General features: G+C 71.2%; 18 protein-coding genes. 7 read left to right on the top strand and 11 right to left on the bottom strand.

Going from position 1 to position 13,928, the window contains the following annotated elements; all coding sequences use genetic code 11:
- Nucleotides 1-1,239, top strand: a complete 1,239-nt coding sequence (mshC, locus tag EDD40_RS07895; protein WP_123742321.1) for a cysteine--1-D-myo-inosityl 2-amino-2-deoxy-alpha-D-glucopyranoside ligase — start codon at nucleotides 1-3, stop codon at nucleotides 1,237-1,239.
- A gap of 72 nt (nucleotides 1,240-1,311) precedes the next feature.
- Here mshC and EDD40_RS07890 read toward each other — a convergent pair whose 3' ends face one another.
- The 3 genes from EDD40_RS07890 to EDD40_RS07880 form a co-directional block, all read right to left on the bottom strand.
- On the bottom strand, nucleotides 1,312-3,117 hold the full coding sequence (locus EDD40_RS07890; RefSeq protein WP_123742320.1) for a S8 family peptidase: 1,806 nt from the start codon (nucleotides 3,115-3,117) through the stop codon (nucleotides 1,312-1,314).
- Nucleotides 3,118-3,487: 370 nt separating this feature from the next.
- On the bottom strand, nucleotides 3,488-3,679 hold the full coding sequence (locus tag EDD40_RS07885) for a DUF397 domain-containing protein (RefSeq protein ID WP_123742319.1): 192 nt from the start codon (nucleotides 3,677-3,679) through the stop codon (nucleotides 3,488-3,490).
- 17 nt (nucleotides 3,680-3,696) lie between these two features.
- On the bottom strand, nucleotides 3,697-4,512 hold the full coding sequence (locus EDD40_RS07880) for a helix-turn-helix domain-containing protein (protein WP_123742318.1): 816 nt from the start codon (nucleotides 4,510-4,512) through the stop codon (nucleotides 3,697-3,699).
- Nucleotides 4,513-4,702: 190 nt separating this feature from the next.
- Between EDD40_RS07880 and EDD40_RS41545 the strand changes: the two genes are divergently transcribed.
- The 6 genes from EDD40_RS41545 (at nucleotide 4,703) to EDD40_RS07855 (ending at nucleotide 8,011) form a co-directional block, all read left to right on the top strand.
- Complete coding sequence (locus EDD40_RS41545; RefSeq protein WP_170184995.1) at nucleotides 4,703-4,870, top strand: hypothetical protein; 168 nt, start codon at nucleotides 4,703-4,705, stop codon at nucleotides 4,868-4,870.
- 388 nt (nucleotides 4,871-5,258) lie between these two features.
- Nucleotides 5,259-5,813, top strand: a complete 555-nt coding sequence (locus EDD40_RS07875) for a hypothetical protein (protein ID WP_148088724.1) — start codon at nucleotides 5,259-5,261, stop codon at nucleotides 5,811-5,813.
- On the top strand, nucleotides 5,810-6,067 hold the full coding sequence (locus EDD40_RS07870) for a hypothetical protein (protein WP_123742316.1): 258 nt from the start codon (nucleotides 5,810-5,812) through the stop codon (nucleotides 6,065-6,067). Before EDD40_RS07875 ends, EDD40_RS07870 begins: the two co-directional genes overlap by 4 nt.
- A gap of 70 nt (nucleotides 6,068-6,137) precedes the next feature.
- Nucleotides 6,138-7,067 (top strand): hypothetical protein, encoded by a 930-nt coding sequence (locus tag EDD40_RS41540; protein WP_170184994.1) that lies wholly within the window; start codon nucleotides 6,138-6,140, stop codon nucleotides 7,065-7,067.
- A 142-nt stretch (nucleotides 7,068-7,209) separates the two neighbouring features.
- Complete coding sequence (locus EDD40_RS41535; protein ID WP_170184993.1) at nucleotides 7,210-7,347, top strand: hypothetical protein; 138 nt, start codon at nucleotides 7,210-7,212, stop codon at nucleotides 7,345-7,347.
- A 250-nt stretch (nucleotides 7,348-7,597) separates the two neighbouring features.
- Entirely contained in the window at nucleotides 7,598-8,011 is a 414-nt protein-coding gene (locus EDD40_RS07855) for a hypothetical protein (RefSeq protein WP_123742314.1), read from the top strand.
- A 69-nt stretch (nucleotides 8,012-8,080) separates the two neighbouring features.
- On the opposite strand, the gene EDD40_RS07850 is transcribed toward EDD40_RS07855, so the two are convergent.
- The 8 genes from EDD40_RS07850 to EDD40_RS07815 are packed head-to-tail and all read right to left on the bottom strand — an operon-like array spanning nucleotide 8,081 to nucleotide 13,926.
- Nucleotides 8,081-8,416, bottom strand: coding sequence for a hypothetical protein (locus tag EDD40_RS07850; protein WP_123742313.1), 336 nt, complete (start codon nucleotides 8,414-8,416; stop codon nucleotides 8,081-8,083).
- Between the two features lie 3 nt (nucleotides 8,417-8,419).
- Nucleotides 8,420-9,325 carry a hypothetical protein gene (locus EDD40_RS07845; protein ID WP_123742312.1) on the bottom strand — a complete coding sequence of 302 codons (906 nt, stop codon included), beginning with the start codon at nucleotides 9,323-9,325 and terminating at the stop codon, nucleotides 8,420-8,422.
- 2 nt (nucleotides 9,326-9,327) lie between these two features.
- The gene (locus EDD40_RS07840) at nucleotides 9,328-9,687 is read right to left on the bottom strand and encodes a hypothetical protein (RefSeq protein ID WP_123742311.1); all 360 of its coding nucleotides are present in this window, start codon (nucleotides 9,685-9,687) and stop codon (nucleotides 9,328-9,330) included.
- A gap of 29 nt (nucleotides 9,688-9,716) precedes the next feature.
- Nucleotides 9,717-10,472, bottom strand: a complete 756-nt coding sequence (locus EDD40_RS07835) for an SGNH/GDSL hydrolase family protein (RefSeq protein ID WP_123742310.1) — start codon at nucleotides 10,470-10,472, stop codon at nucleotides 9,717-9,719.
- Nucleotides 10,473-10,516: 44 nt separating this feature from the next.
- Nucleotides 10,517-11,035, bottom strand: a complete 519-nt coding sequence (locus tag EDD40_RS07830) for a hypothetical protein (protein ID WP_123742309.1) — start codon at nucleotides 11,033-11,035, stop codon at nucleotides 10,517-10,519.
- Nucleotides 11,036-11,063: 28 nt separating this feature from the next.
- Complete coding sequence (locus EDD40_RS07825) at nucleotides 11,064-11,606, bottom strand: hypothetical protein (protein WP_148088722.1); 543 nt, start codon at nucleotides 11,604-11,606, stop codon at nucleotides 11,064-11,066.
- A 2-nt stretch (nucleotides 11,607-11,608) separates the two neighbouring features.
- Nucleotides 11,609-11,938, bottom strand: coding sequence for a hypothetical protein (locus EDD40_RS07820; protein WP_123742307.1), 330 nt, complete (start codon nucleotides 11,936-11,938; stop codon nucleotides 11,609-11,611).
- 11 nt (nucleotides 11,939-11,949) lie between these two features.
- Complete coding sequence (locus tag EDD40_RS07815) at nucleotides 11,950-13,926, bottom strand: carbohydrate binding domain-containing protein (protein WP_123742306.1); 1,977 nt, start codon at nucleotides 13,924-13,926, stop codon at nucleotides 11,950-11,952.
- Nucleotides 13,927-13,928 lie beyond the last annotated feature (2 nt).

The following is a 13,928-nucleotide window of genomic DNA, read 5'->3' as shown; positions in this document are numbered from 1 at the left end:
ATGCAGACCTGGTCATCCACTCCTGTCCCGCGGGTAGCGGGGGAGCCGCGTCCCCTGCGGCTGTTCGACACCGCCACCGGCGAGGTGCGCCCGACCGCCCCCGGCGCCACCGCCAGGATGTACGTCTGCGGCATCACCCCGTACGACGCCACCCACCTGGGGCACGCGGCCACCTACCTGGCGTTCGACCTGGTCCACCGGGTGTGGCTGGACAACGGCCACGACGTGCACTACGTGCAGAACGTGACCGACATCGACGACCCGCTGCTGGAGCGGGCCGAGCGCGACCAGGACGACTGGGTGGTCCTGGGCATGCGGGAGACCGCGCTGTTCCGCGAGGACATGGTGGAGCTGCGGGTGCTGCCGCCGCGCGACTACGTGGGCGCGGTCGACGCGATCCCCGAGGTGGTCGAGGCCGTCGGGAAGCTGCTGGCCGGCGGCGCGGCGTACCGGGTCGACGACCCCGAGTACCCGGACGTGTACTTCGACCACACGGCGACCGGGCGGTTCGGCTACGAGTCGAACTACGACCTGGAGACGATGGGCAGGTTCTTCGCCGAGCGCGGCGGCGACCCGGACCGGGCGGGCAAGCGCCACCCGCTGGACGCGCTGCTGTGGCGCGCGGCCCGGGAGGGCGAGCCGTCGTGGCCGTCGGAGCTGGGCCCCGGCCGGCCCGGCTGGCACATCGAGTGCAGCGCCATCGCGCTGAACCGGCTCGGCACGTCGTTCGACGTGCAGGGCGGCGGGTCGGACCTGATCTTCCCGCACCACGAGTTCTCCGCCGCGCACGCCGAGGCGATGACCGGCGAGCACCCGTTCGCCCGGCACTACGTGCACGCGGGCATGATCGGGCTGGACGGCGAGAAGATGTCCAAGTCGCGCGGCAACCTGGTGTTCGTGTCCAAGCTGCGCGCGCAGAAGGTCGACCCGAACGCGGTGCGGCTGGCGTTGTTCGCGGGCCACTACCGCGCCGACCGGCCGTGGAGCGACGCCCTGCTCGCCGAGGCGGAGGCGAGGCTCGCGACGTGGCGGCTCGCCGCGGCGCGGTCGACGGGGCCGGGCGCGGACGCCACCGTGGCCCGTCTGCGCGACCACCTCGGCGACGACCTCGACACGCCCAGGGCGTTGGCGGCGATGGACGCGTGGGCGGCCGAGGCCCTGTCGACCGGCGGGTCGGACCAGGCGGGCCCGACGCTCTTCCGCACCGCGGCCGACTCGCTGCTGGGCGTGGAGCTCTAGCCCGCCCGGCGTCGTCGGCTCGACGGCGACGGGGCCGCCTCCGAGGAGGCGGCCCCGCCGGTCACGTCAGGCTCAGACGTCGAGCGTCCAGCTGTTGATGTAGCCCGTGTCCAGGGTGGCCTGGTCGCGGACGCGCAGCTTCCAGGTGCCCGCGGCGGCCTCGGAGGAGGCGTTCACGGTGAAGGTGCGGTTGATGTTGTCGGTGCCGCCGCCGCTGCGGTTGTGCAGGTTGTAGACCGAGCCGTCCGGCGCGACCAGGTCGACGACCAGGTCACCGATGTAGGTGTGCACGATGTTGACCTGCACGCTCGTGGTCGACGAGGCGTTCGTGGCGCAGGACAGCGAGATGGGGCTGTTCACGTCGGAGTTGTCGCCGATGGTCACGTCGGTGTTGTTGGTCACCGCGTCGCAGGACCCGCCGGTGGACGAGACCGTCCACGAGAACGTGGTGCTGCCGGTGCGCGCCGCCGCGTCGGTCGCGGTCACCGTGACCGTGGACGTGCCGGTGGCCGTCGGCGTGCCGCTGATCAGGCCCGAGGAGCTGATCGACAGGCCGGCGGGCAGGCCCGAGGCGGTGAACGTGTACGGCGCGGTGCCGCCACTGGCGGACAGCTGGAGGCTGACCGCCGTGCCGACGACGGTCGACTGGTTGCCCGGGTTGGTCACCGACGGGCCGCCGGGGGTGGCCGTGCCGGTGAACAGCAGCTTGTTCGGCGAGCCGGTGCCCGGGCTGGTGATCTTGTCGGCGGTGGCGGCGGCGACGATCGCCGAGTGCACCGCCGGCGGGGTCGCGGTCGGGTTGTCCGCCAGGTACAGCGCGGCGGCGCCCGCCACGTGCGGCGACGCCATCGACGTGCCGCTGATCGTGTTGGTGGAGGTGTCGTTGGTGTTCCAGGACGACGTGATGCCCTCGCCGGGCGCGAAGACGTCGGTGCAGGTGCCGTAGTTCGAGAACGACGCGCGCCCGTCGGTGCGGGTCGAGGCGTTCACGCTCAGCGCCTCGGCGACCCGCGCCGGGGAGTAGTTGCACGCGTTGGCGTTGGAGTTGCCCGACGCGACCGCGTAGGTGACGCCCGAGGCGATGGAGTTGCGCACCGCGGTGTCCAGGGCGGTGTCGACGCCGCCGCCGAGGGACATGTTCGCGACGGCCGGCTTGACGGCGTTCTGGGTGACCCAGTCGACGCCGTTCACCACGCCCGCCGTGGTGCCGGAACCGGCGCAGTTGAGCACCTTGACCGCGATCAGCTGCACGCCCTTGGCGACGCCGTGCGCGGTGCCGCCGACGGTGCCGGCGACGTGGGTGCCGTGGCCGTTGCAGTCGGTGTTGTTCGTGTCGACGGTGTTGGTGCCCCAGGTCGCCCGGCCGCCGAAGTCGGAGTGGGTCGTCCGGATGCCGGTGTCGATGATGTACGCCCGCACGTTGTTCGCGGTCGTGGCGTAGTTGTAGGCGCTGTCCAGCGGCAGGTTGCGCTGGTCGATGCGGTCGATGCCCCAGGACGGCGGGTTCGGTTGGGTCGCGTCCACCGAGATCGGCAGGTCGGCCTGCACGAACGCCACGCGCGGGTCGGCGGCGAGGCGACGGGCCTGCGCCGCGGACATGGAGGCGTGGAAGCCGTTGAGCGCGTGCCGCCAGGCCACGCGGACCTGGCCGCCGTACTTGTCGACCAGCGAGGACGCGGTCGAGGCGGACGCGGACCTCGGTGAGGCCGCTTCATTGAGGGCCACGATGTAGGAGCCGGGGACGGCGTCGGCGCGCTGCGCGCCGAGCACGTCGCCCTCGGCCGCCGCCACGCCGACGTTCGACAGGGCCAGCGCGGCGGCCGACACGGCGGCCAGGCCGAGCACGGCCAGTCTTCTGGTGGTACGGGCGTCTCCCATGGAGGGTTCTCCCTTTTTGGGCAGGGCTGCGCGGCCGTGCCGGGCGGGTGCGCCGGTCGGCCGTGCGATGCAGGGGATGGGACGTCCGCGCGAACGGGGTGTAGCGACCTGGTCACATGCATGGTCGGGAGAAAACCGACCGGCCAGTAGCGCCGTTAGTCGTAACTACGTCGAATCTGACGTTGACAGATGACGGTAGGTGCCCGGCTAGCTGCGCAAACACGCGTTGGCGTCGTTGGCGTCCTTGGCTGTTTTCGTAGCTGTTGCGTACCGGATCCGTACCGGACTGATCCACCTCGGGCCGGTACGACGGCTGGCACACTGACACGCGGAGGCCGCGCCCAGTAGCTGTGGGCGCGGCCTCCGGTTGTCAGCCGTCCAAACGGCCCGTCTTCACCGCGGCGAGGAACGCCGCCAGGACGCGGGGCGGGAACATCAACTCCGGGCCGTTGTCGCGCTGCTTCGAGTCCCGCACGCGGTCCAGCGAGCCGCACAACTCGACACAGTTGTCGTTCCCGGTGTAGCTACTCTTCCGCCAAGGGCGGCGTCGAGTTTGGTCCATCGCGTCTCCATTCGTGCCTATCCAATGCACTCGGCGATCAGCTCGGCGGTGTCTTCCGGGCTCATCGCCCGCTGGCGGATCTCTTCCGCAGCGTCCTGATAGTCCGCCACATGCACCTCGTTGTAGAGGAACGCGCTGGACCGGTGGTGCTCAAGGAGAACGACGGATGGGTCGCGATCAAATTCGTAGATCACGAACGGACCGAGCAGGCCAGAATGGAAGGCATTGCTTCGGGGCACGACCCGGAGCGTGACATTGTCCAGCTCTGCGACCTTCAGCAGGTGCCGGAGTTGGTGAGCGCGCACCGTAGGTGATCCGATGCACGACCGGATCGCGTCTTCGCCCACGATCGCGAGCATCTCGGGCGGCGAGTCCGCGCGGGTGAGGACTTCACGGCGACCCGCGCGAAGCGCCAGGGGAATGTGCAACTCCGCTGCCGGCCGATCGCCGAGAATGACGCGGGCGTAATCGCTCGTTTGCAGAAGTCCGGGCACGAGGTCCGGCGACCACTCGGTAATCCGCCGTGCCCGGCTCTCGTTGTCCATGATGCGGGCCTGCGCCTCGGTCACACCCGCGACGAGCCGGTCGCCGGCCGGAGCGTTCGCAGCCTCGGTCAGCGCCAGGATGCGCGCCACCTCGTCGTCGGCCACGACGAGGTGGTCGAGCAGCGCCCGGACGTCCTCCACCGTCGGCACCCGATGCCCGTTGCTCCACTGGCTCAGCGTGGTGTGGCTCTTGCCGACGTTGATCGCCAGCTGGCGCACGCTCAACGGCGACGCCTTGATCGCCGCGCGCAGTGCGGCGGCCAGCTCGGGAGCACGTGGAGTGGTCACGGACCATGACTCTACGCATCACCAGCCTGTGACCAAACGTCCCCCGATTGGGCCATTGCGGTGACTGGTCACGAACCAGCAGGCTGGTCACGAACCAACGTGACCAGAACGTGCATGGAGGCTACCAGTGCCCACACCGCTCTCTCCGTCAGCTGGTAGCAGCCCGGAGAACCCCATCACCGTGCAGTGCATGGACGCGATGGGCCGGCCGCGCACGACCGAGGTGTTCGTGCGGGACGGCCGCGTCGTGGTCGTTCAACCGAGCCCCGGGACGGCCGTCTACGACTGGCACGGTGCCGCCGAGATGGGCTCCGCCGTAGACCAGCTGCGCAAGCAGTTGCCCGGTGGCGCGCGATGAACGACTGGGTGTTGCCGGTGCTGGTCCTGGTTGCCGGGATGTCGGTCACCACGTGGGTTACATCGCCCAAGCGGCGAGCACGCCGGTTCGTTCGCCGGCTCGAACTCATCGGTCACGAGATCGGTGGCGTCGTGCCTCATCGCTCGGTTCACCAACTTCCGGCCACGGCACCCGTAGTCGTGCGCCGGACATGCGCGGGGCCCGGCGCGCGACCGGTGTACGCCGCGCCGCCCGCGCCCCCGGCCACTGCTGCCCCCAGCAGCGGTGGCCGGGTCCCGACCGCCGTGTCTGCCTGCATCCCCCCGACCAGGTGGGCGCGGCACGCGGTGGGCACGTCTCCCTCCCCCTCGAGCGTGCCCACCGCACCTACCCGGAAGGCGGTGACCTCGTGATCTTCGTGCTGATCATGCTGGCCGCCCTCGGGGTGCTCTTCTGCATCCCGTGGTTGCGCCGGTGGTGGCATCGCCGCGCTGTCCGCCGGCGGCCCGTGTCGCCGCCGCCTCCGCCGCCACGTCCTCTTGACGAGCTGATCGCCGAGCTGGTGCGGGGTGCATGGACGTCCGTCTACGTGCCGGACCGGGACAACCCCAGCGCGGTGGCCTGGTCGCGGTACGTCGGGCACACCGGCGACGTCGTGGACGTGATCCAGCTGCTCGACGTCGCGCCCGGTGGCGCCTTTGCCTACCGCGCCACGATCACGCTCGGCGACGACGTCCTCGACCCTCCCGGCCCGCTGGACTGGTACGTGTGGGACTGCGAGGCGTCCTGGGTGATCGAGCAGGCACTGGCCCTGCCGGAGCCCGGCCGGGACGGCGCGCCCAAGCTGGCGCTGCTCCGGCCACCGATCGCCGACGTGCTGCCTGGGCTGCTCGCCGACGCCCGGCGACACGTCATCCGGCCGCCGCAGCACCCCGGCCCGCCACGTCCGGGAGGCACGGCGTGAGCGACATCGGCGACATCAACACCGACCTGAGCCAGCTGGCGCACGACATCGGCGAAGCGCTCCAGTTGGCCGGTGCCGCCGGCCGGCAGGTCATGGACACCGAGCCGAGCGCCGCCACCGTCGCCGCGGAGAGCGTGCGTGCCGAGGCCCAGCAGTTGCCCGGCCTGATGGCCCAGGCGAGCGACCGCCTCGCCGAGGCCGTCCAGGCGCTGGGCGCCGCGCACACGATCGCGATCGTCATGGCGGCTTCCTGACGACCGCCTCGCCCCATTTCTCCCGTCACCGCAGCTCGACCGCGCCACCTCCCTGGGGGGAACCATGCCCATGATCACCGCAACGAGCTTCCCGACCCCTGACCTGGCGCGCCGCGACCCCGGCCAGGACCTGAGGGTGCAGGTCTTCGCCGAGCTCCAGGCGGACCGGGCCGAGAGCGTCCGCCTGGACCTGGCCCGCGACTGGCACCGCCTGACCCGGCTGCAGCGCGTCGAGCAGCTGCGCCGGACCTACGACGCGCTGATCGACTGGCGCTACCACCTGGCTGCCGCCGCGCCGGGCCGCCTCGGTGCCGGGATCCCGATGGTGGCCGAGCGGTTCCGGACCGCGATCACCCGCGACGAGCCGCGGATCGACCGCGTGGGCTACCTCGGCCGGCTGCGCCACGGCGCGACGTGGGACGAGCACAGCCGCACCTACGTCGGCGGGACGTCGACGCCCGCGCACGAGATCATGCTGCACTACGGCCGGGTCGCCCACGCCCGCATGGACGCCGCGCCCGTCGACGACGTGCTCGTCAACCGCATCGTGCTGCCGGACGGTCGTGAGGTCCTGGGCACCACGCTGGCGCGCGGGTTCCGGGCCACGGTGCTTGCCGCGGACCTGGTGCGCCGCGTCGCGGCCAGTGGCCGTGACGCCAGCCGGATGGAGACCGGCGGCGACGGGGTGTACCTGGTCACCGCCGGCCCGGACGTGCGCGCCACCCTGGAGACCGCCGCCCTGTACCTGCTGGCGGACGACGACGCACTCACCCCGGACGGCGCCCTGCCCGCCATCCAGGCCGCCCGGTACCTGCTCGTCCACGCACCCCGCACGTACAAGGGCAGCGACGCCGTGATCAGGGTGCTGCTGGTCGCGGTCGGCTCGATGCTGCTGCGCCGCCAGCTGGTGCTCGAGCACGACATGGACCTGCGCTGCCTGGTCGGCGACCAGGCCTCCGCCACCGCCATGCCCGCCGACACCCGTCTCGCGCCCGCCTGATCGGGCGCCACCGACTCCCCGGACCGCCATCGGTCCGGGTGGTGCGCGCCTGACGGGCGTCGACGCGCACCCGGCCGTGCCGCTCTCCACTCCCCCGGAGAGCGGCACGGATCCCCAACCCCACCACCGAAGGAGCTCCACGTTGACCGATCCGAGCTGGGCCGAGCGAGCACGTCTCTCCGGGCTCGTCATGCGGCCCGAGTCCCAGGGCCCCGACCGGCCCAAGCCCGCCCCGGCGGACGACACCGAGGACGACCAGGGCGACACGCCCACCACCTGACCAGTACCAGTCCAGCACGCCAACCGGAAGGAACCACCGTGAACAACACGATCATGCGCCACGGCCGTGACGACGACGACGCATTCGACGGCCGCCACGGCAGCGACGCCACCGACCCGGTCACGCAGCCGGCGGAGCCCAAGAAGTAGTCGCAACCACTCCATCCACACCGCCGCGCCCGTCCTGCACTCGCAGGGCGGGCGCAGTGCAGTAACACCCCGCTGGTCCTCGCAGACACCCGGTAAGGACCATGTGGGAGGACTTCATGACACGAGCGCTGATCGCCGTGATCGCCGCGGCGTGCGCCGCGCTGATCACGGCGTGCAGTTCCGGGCCGCAGCCGTCGGTCGCGGCGCCTTCGGACACGACCAGCTCGACGACCTCGGTCGCGGCGTCGTCGACGTCGACTTCGGCGGCTGATCCGAAGGGCTTGTTTCTCCGGGTGATGCGCGACCGAGGGCTGGTGAAGACGTCGATCGACGAGGCGCTGGTGCTGGCCGAGGGGGACCTGTACTGCCGAGGTCTGCGTGACGGCCTGAGTCGGCGGACGCTGCTGGACAACGCGGGCCTGCCCGGTTCTGCGGCGCGTGTACGTGCGGAGCTCGTCTTTCCCGATGCCGTCGTGGCGTTGTGCCCGGAGCAGTCGGCGCGAGCGACCCAGTAGCCGACACGACGAACAGCCCCCACGCACCACCCGAAGGTGGGCGCGGGGGCTGTTCGTGGTGATGGGCGGTCAGCCGGTCACGCGGTACGTGCCGTCCGGGCCGCGCGTGGCGGGAACCAGCGGGGTGACGCCGTCGGCGGCACGCGGTGCGGCGGACGGGGTCACCACGGGCTCGGCCCGGCGGCGCACGGCGACCGCGCTCCACAGCGGACCGGCGGCGGCCAGCAGCGCCACCAGCGCGGCGAGCAGGCCGTCCAGCGCGCCCGGCAGGTCCGGGCCGGCGAGCATGGCGACCGCGGGCACGGCCAGCACGGCGAGCACCACGGCGCGCACAGTGCCGACGGTGCGGGCGATCCGGGCCAGCGGGTGCCGGTCCGGGTTCAGGCTCATGTCGCGGTTGTCCACGGGTCAGCTTCCCTTCGGGGTCGTGCCGCCCGAGATCCGGGCGGCGAGCGCGTCGAGCAGGCGATCGGCCTGGTCGGTGTTGTCGTTGCCGAGGACGTCGCGCACGGCGTCCTCCATGGCCGCCCGGTCGGCGGCGCGCGCCTCCTCCAGGCGCTGCTCGAACTCGGCCCACTGCGCGTCCAACTTGGCGTCCAGCCGGGCCAGGACGTCCGTGTCGGACAGGTCGTCCTTCTGCTCGGCGACCACCGTGGCCAGCAACGCCTTCACCCCGCCGATCTCGGCGAGGAGGCTCTCCCGGACGAAACCCAAGTCCTGGTTCAACTTGACGTTACGCAGCGCTCCGGACACCAGCACCTGGTGCATGGTCGCCAACTGGGTGGCTTGCTCGCTGGTGAGCATGTCGTCGTCTCCTTGTCCGTCGACGCCGGGCCAGTAATCGGCCACGACGCTGAGGTCGTAGTGCCCCCCGGTCTCCCAGGGGCGGTCGGCGACTCCGTCGCCGTCGTGTGGGTGTGCGTACTGCTTCGCCACCGCGCCCGCGGGGATGGTCTGGCGGCCGTCGTAGTTCGCGACCCACCAGTGGGGCTCGGGCACGCCGGCCGCGCGGAACGCCTCGCGGCACGGCCGCCAGTCGTTGAGCTCGTTGACATAGATGGTCGGGTCGTAGCCGGCCGCCCGAGCACGGAGGACCCAGGGCACGGCGTTCGCCACGGGCCAGATGCACCCGCGCTCGACGTCGCCGACCATCGCGACCGCCGCGCCGACCGCCGAGATGGTTACGCGCACGGCGTTCGGGAACCGGTCCCAGTCCTTCTGGGACCAGGCGTATCGGCCGTCGACGTATCCGGCCACCATCGCGGCGTTCGCGGGAATCGCGCTCGCGTTCACCGAGTCGTACATGACGCGCATGTTCAGGCCTCCTGTGGTGTCGATTCGTTCGCGTCGAGCGCGAGCCGGCGCGCCTCGGCCGCGATGTCCTCGGCCTTCCACCGCGCGCGCCGTTCGCGGTCGACCTGCTCGACCAGGTCGTCGACGCGGGCGCGCATGTCGGCCATCTCGGCACGCAGCGCCTGCAGCTCGGCGGCGTGCGCCTCGCGCACCCGGGCGAGCTCGGCGGCGTGGCGCTCGTCGGCGGCGGCCAGGTCCTCGCGGTAGTCGCCGCGGTCGGTCGTCGCGTGCGACTGGAGCCGATGGACCAGCAGGATGAGGTAGCCGACCAGGGCGTACTGCGGGGCGGCCGTGATCAGGTCAGCGAGCAGTGCCGGGTCCACCGGCGCCCCCTCTCGATTCGATGGGGTGGTCAGCAGCCGAAGATCTTCATCGCCATCGCGGCGGCGACGATCATGTGGCTGTGGTCGAGCAGATGGATCCGGTCGATGTTGTAGAAGCGCGACCAGTCCTGGTCGCCGGCGGAGATCAGGTACTGCCGCAGGTCGACCAGCCCGGCGACCTCTGCAACGGCGGTGTTGCGGATGGCTGTGACGTACTGCGACCACGGGTAGGTGGCGGCAGGGACGTACGCGGTCCACTGCGCCACGAGCACGACCGCGGTTCCGGGCGAGGCGGTCTTGATGTCGTCGACCAGCTGGACCAGGTCGGCTTCGAACTGGGCCGGTGGCACCTGGGCCAGGTACTCGTTGGTGCCCAGCGAGACGATCACGAGGGCCGGGTTCTTGGCGTCGATGTCGGCAACCGCGCCGGTCGTGATCGGCCAGCGTCCGCCGGGCAGGAAGTCGGCGGCCTTGGCGGAGTTACGCGCGTAGTTGGTCGCGGTCGTGCCCCAGCCGGCTGCGGCCTGAGCGGTCAGCCTGCGCCACCACCCGTAGGTGGTCGGGTGGTAGGTGTTGTCGGGGCTCGCGTAGCCCTCGGTGAGGTAGCCGGTGCTGGAGGATCCGCCGATGACGGCCATGCTCGCCTTGGTGGTGCACCAGGTGGCGCCGGTGAGGGCCGCGGCCTGGTGCTCGCGGCCGGTCGGCCCGACGAGCAACGCGGTGACTGCGATGAGGGCGCCGATGAGGCTGGTCCAGCGGATGATCCGGCGGCGTAACGTCGACACCGGTCACCTCCTTGGGTGTGGTCCGGTGTGGACGGTGGTTGGGTCTACAGCGGGATGACGAAGAGCTGGCGGTTGGTCCAAGTTCCGGTGCCGGCGTCGACGCGGTACTTGGCGGTGAAGGTGTTGTTGCCCGGGGTGACCGGGAACATGTGGACGCCGCCCGCGCGGACGTTGGTGGTGGCGGTCGGGTTCTGCATCGTCAGCGCCCAGGTGTCGTCAGCCGCCTGGGTCGTGGCGCCGGAGATCCCGAACGACATGAAGCATCTGCCGTTCGCGGTGGTGTTCTGCGAGTGCGCGGTCCAGAAGACCAGCACGAACGCTCCGGTGGTGACGGTCACCGACGGGCCTGCCGTGGTGAGGTCGGTGTAGGCGGTCGACGCGGTGCTCTGCGCCGTGCCGATCAGGCCGCGCGTCGGCGCGCGTTCCGCGATGGCGTTCGCGCCGGTGGCGACGAAGATGGTGCCCGCGGTCGTCGCTTTGGCCGGCGCGGTCTCGTTGAGGTTGTCGCGCACGTAGGCGTTGAACTGTGAGGCCGTGAACGCGCTGTTCGCCACAGCGGTCATAGGCGCTGACCAGGCCATCGGTCCCCCTTCACAGTCCGAGCACGGTGATGCGCCGATACGCGAAGCTGCCTGTGCCGCCGCCCACCCAGTATTTGAGGGTGAAGGTGTTGGCACCCGGGGTCAGGCCGGTGAGGAGCGTGTGGACTCCCGACCGGTTCGGGTAGCTGCCCGCGGCCGAGGGCATCAGCTTGAGGGCGGTGGCGTCCGACGCCGCGCGGCTGCTGGCTCCGGTCACGACGAAGTCCGTCAGGGACACCTGCCCGCTGGTGTTGTTGGTCATCTCGCAGGACCACAGCACCAGCGCCGACGTACCCGTGGTCACGGTCACCGACGGGCCGACCGTGGTCAGGTCGGTAGCGGAGGTACTGGTGGTCGTCTGGGAGGTGTCGACGTTCGCCTCGGTGATCACGCGTTCGGTGACCGAGTTGGCACCGGAGGTGACCAGGAACCGGCCCGCGGCCGTCGCTTTGGCCGGCGCGGTTTCGTTGAGGTTGTCGCGGACGTGGAGGTTGAACTGCGCGGCGGAGAAGACGCTGTTCGCCACCGCCGTCATGGGCGCCGTCCAGGCCACCGTCACACCTCCTGGTCGACGTGCTCGGCGGTCTCCGCGCGCAGCTCGCCGGCGGTCTGGCCGTCGGGGAACCCGGTGACCGTCGCCTGCCAGTGGCCCGCCGGCGCCCAGTTCCGCGTGGCGGGCACCGGGCGGGCCGCGAGGGCGTCCGAGATCTCGTCGGCGTCCGCGGGCCACACGATCGGCGCGATCATCCGGCAGCCGTCGTGCCCGCCGCAGTGGAACGTCGCCTGCTTGGGCTCCAGCGCGATCGCGTTGGAGCAGTGCGGGCGGGGGCAGTCGGCTATCCACCTCCCGATGTTGCAGTAGGCGTACGCCATCGTGTTCGTCATCGTGGTACTCCTCAGGTTCCGAGCAGGCCCTGGTCGAAGCCCTGTCCGGTGGTGTCGAAACGGAAGACGCTCGTCGGGTCGTCCAGCGCCGTCGGCGCGAACCGGCCGTCGTTGAACCCGGCGGTGCCCGAGTCGAAACGGAAGGTCGTCGCGGGCAGGGTGCGGACCATCTCGCAGCCGAACACCGTCTCGTGCACGAGCCCGTTGTCGCGGACGCTGTGCGAGATGTGCTCGATGTAGAACGGGGCGTCCACCCCGGTCTGCGACTCGACTATGTGGATCCGGTCGGACAGGTCTCGGGTGAGCTGCTGCGTCAGCTGCGGGACCGAGGCGCTGAGGACCTTGATCCGGACGGTGGGCAGCCGGGTCGCCCGCTGACCGATGATCAACTGGGCGACGGCGAGCGCGTCGTGCACGTTGATGTGCGGCGCGGTACCTGTGTAGGTCCGGCGGCCGTGCCGGGCGATGCTGGTCGAGTCCTCCAGCGACACCTGGACCCGCGACACCTCGTCGACCACGTAGCCGCGCAGCCGCCCCCGCGTGAGGGTCACGGCCGACCCGCCCAGCGGCAGGGTGATCCGCAGCACGAACCGCTGCCCGCTGGTCCGGTCCAGCTCGAACCGCAGCGTCCCCGAGCCGACGATCACGAAGTCGGTGTCGACGTCGGGATTGGTGCCCTGCGTCGGCGTGATCACGTCGGTGAACAGGGCCGTGTTGCCGACCAGGGTGAACGTCATCGTCTCGCCCGGGCCGAGCTGGTAGCGGCTGTACATCTTCCAGATCACGTCCGGTGTGGCCCTGATCGTCCGCTCGACCACCTCGAACGCCACGTGGTTGACGATGTCCTTCCACCCCGAGTCGTACTGGAACGGCGAGTCGAAGACCGGTTCGACGAGTTCGTCGCCCTCGTCCCTGAACGTTGCCTGCGCCGTGGTGGACGCGGAGCGGGTGAGCCGGTGGTGACGGCCGCGGAAGACGAACTCGCCGGACGCGCCGATGTGGACGAAGGAGCCCGGCCCCTCGGCGGTGGTGATCCGGTCGAGTGCGGTGGACGCGTCGGTGCCCTCCTCCCACCACCATCGCAGCGTCGTCGCGCCGGTGTCGATGTCCCGGCCGCCGGTCCAGCCGACGGCGTCCAGGACGCGGTGCACCGCGTCACCGGTCTGGATGGACCGGTGCAGCGACGTCGACACGTCGACTTCCCGCAGGCGTCCCACGCCGTCGAGCGCGGTGAACGCGACCGACCAGTCGCCCGGGTCGGGCAGCACGGTGTAGTCGTCGATGTAGCCGCGGTACAGGGTGTAGGCCTTGGAGTCGTACGTGGCCTGGACGACGACCGCTCGGCCCGGCCCCAGCATGTCGGCCAGCGGTGAACCGGTGTGCTCGGGCGAGTAGTCCCTGGAGGTGTTGTCCAACTCGAAGGCCAGCTCGCCCGGCTTGACGGGGCTGAGGCTGCGGGCCTGGTCGCGGCCGTAGTCGAGTCCGATCGGGGTGCGATCCCACACGCGGCCGGTGACGTCCTCGCCGGGGCCGGTGATGCGCAGGTGGTCCACCCATGCCTGCTCGCCGCCGGCAGGGAGGCTGGCCGGCACGATCTGCAGCGCGTGGCTCGGCGCGCTCGCCGTGAACGTGTGGGTGATCTCGACCCACGCCCCGGTGGCCGCGGACGCCGGGCCGCTGGAGATCCCGGCGACCGTCCACTTCAGCGCGACACTGCCCACCGGCACGAACACCCACGCCGACAGGCTGTAGGCGGTGCCGGCCGACAACCCGGGCCAGATCCGCTGGATCAGCGGCGAGGTGCCGCCGGCGTCCCACGTGATCAGTGCCGACGTGCTGCCGTGGTAGGACCGGGAGGTCGACTGGGCCAGCGAGGGCGGCAGCGTCCCGCCGGCACTCCAGCCGTCCAGGCCGAACTCGAAGTCCCCGAGACCGAGGCCGCCGTCGCCGTCCCAGTCCACCAACACCTCGTAGTCGGGGGACAGCATGG

It is taken from the genome of Saccharothrix texasensis (genome assembly GCF_003752005.1).
Classification (GTDB): Bacteria; Actinomycetota; Actinomycetes; order Mycobacteriales; family Pseudonocardiaceae; genus Actinosynnema; species Actinosynnema texasense.
Note: the sequence above shows the minus strand (reverse complement) of the source record. Positions and strands in the feature narration are given on the sequence as shown.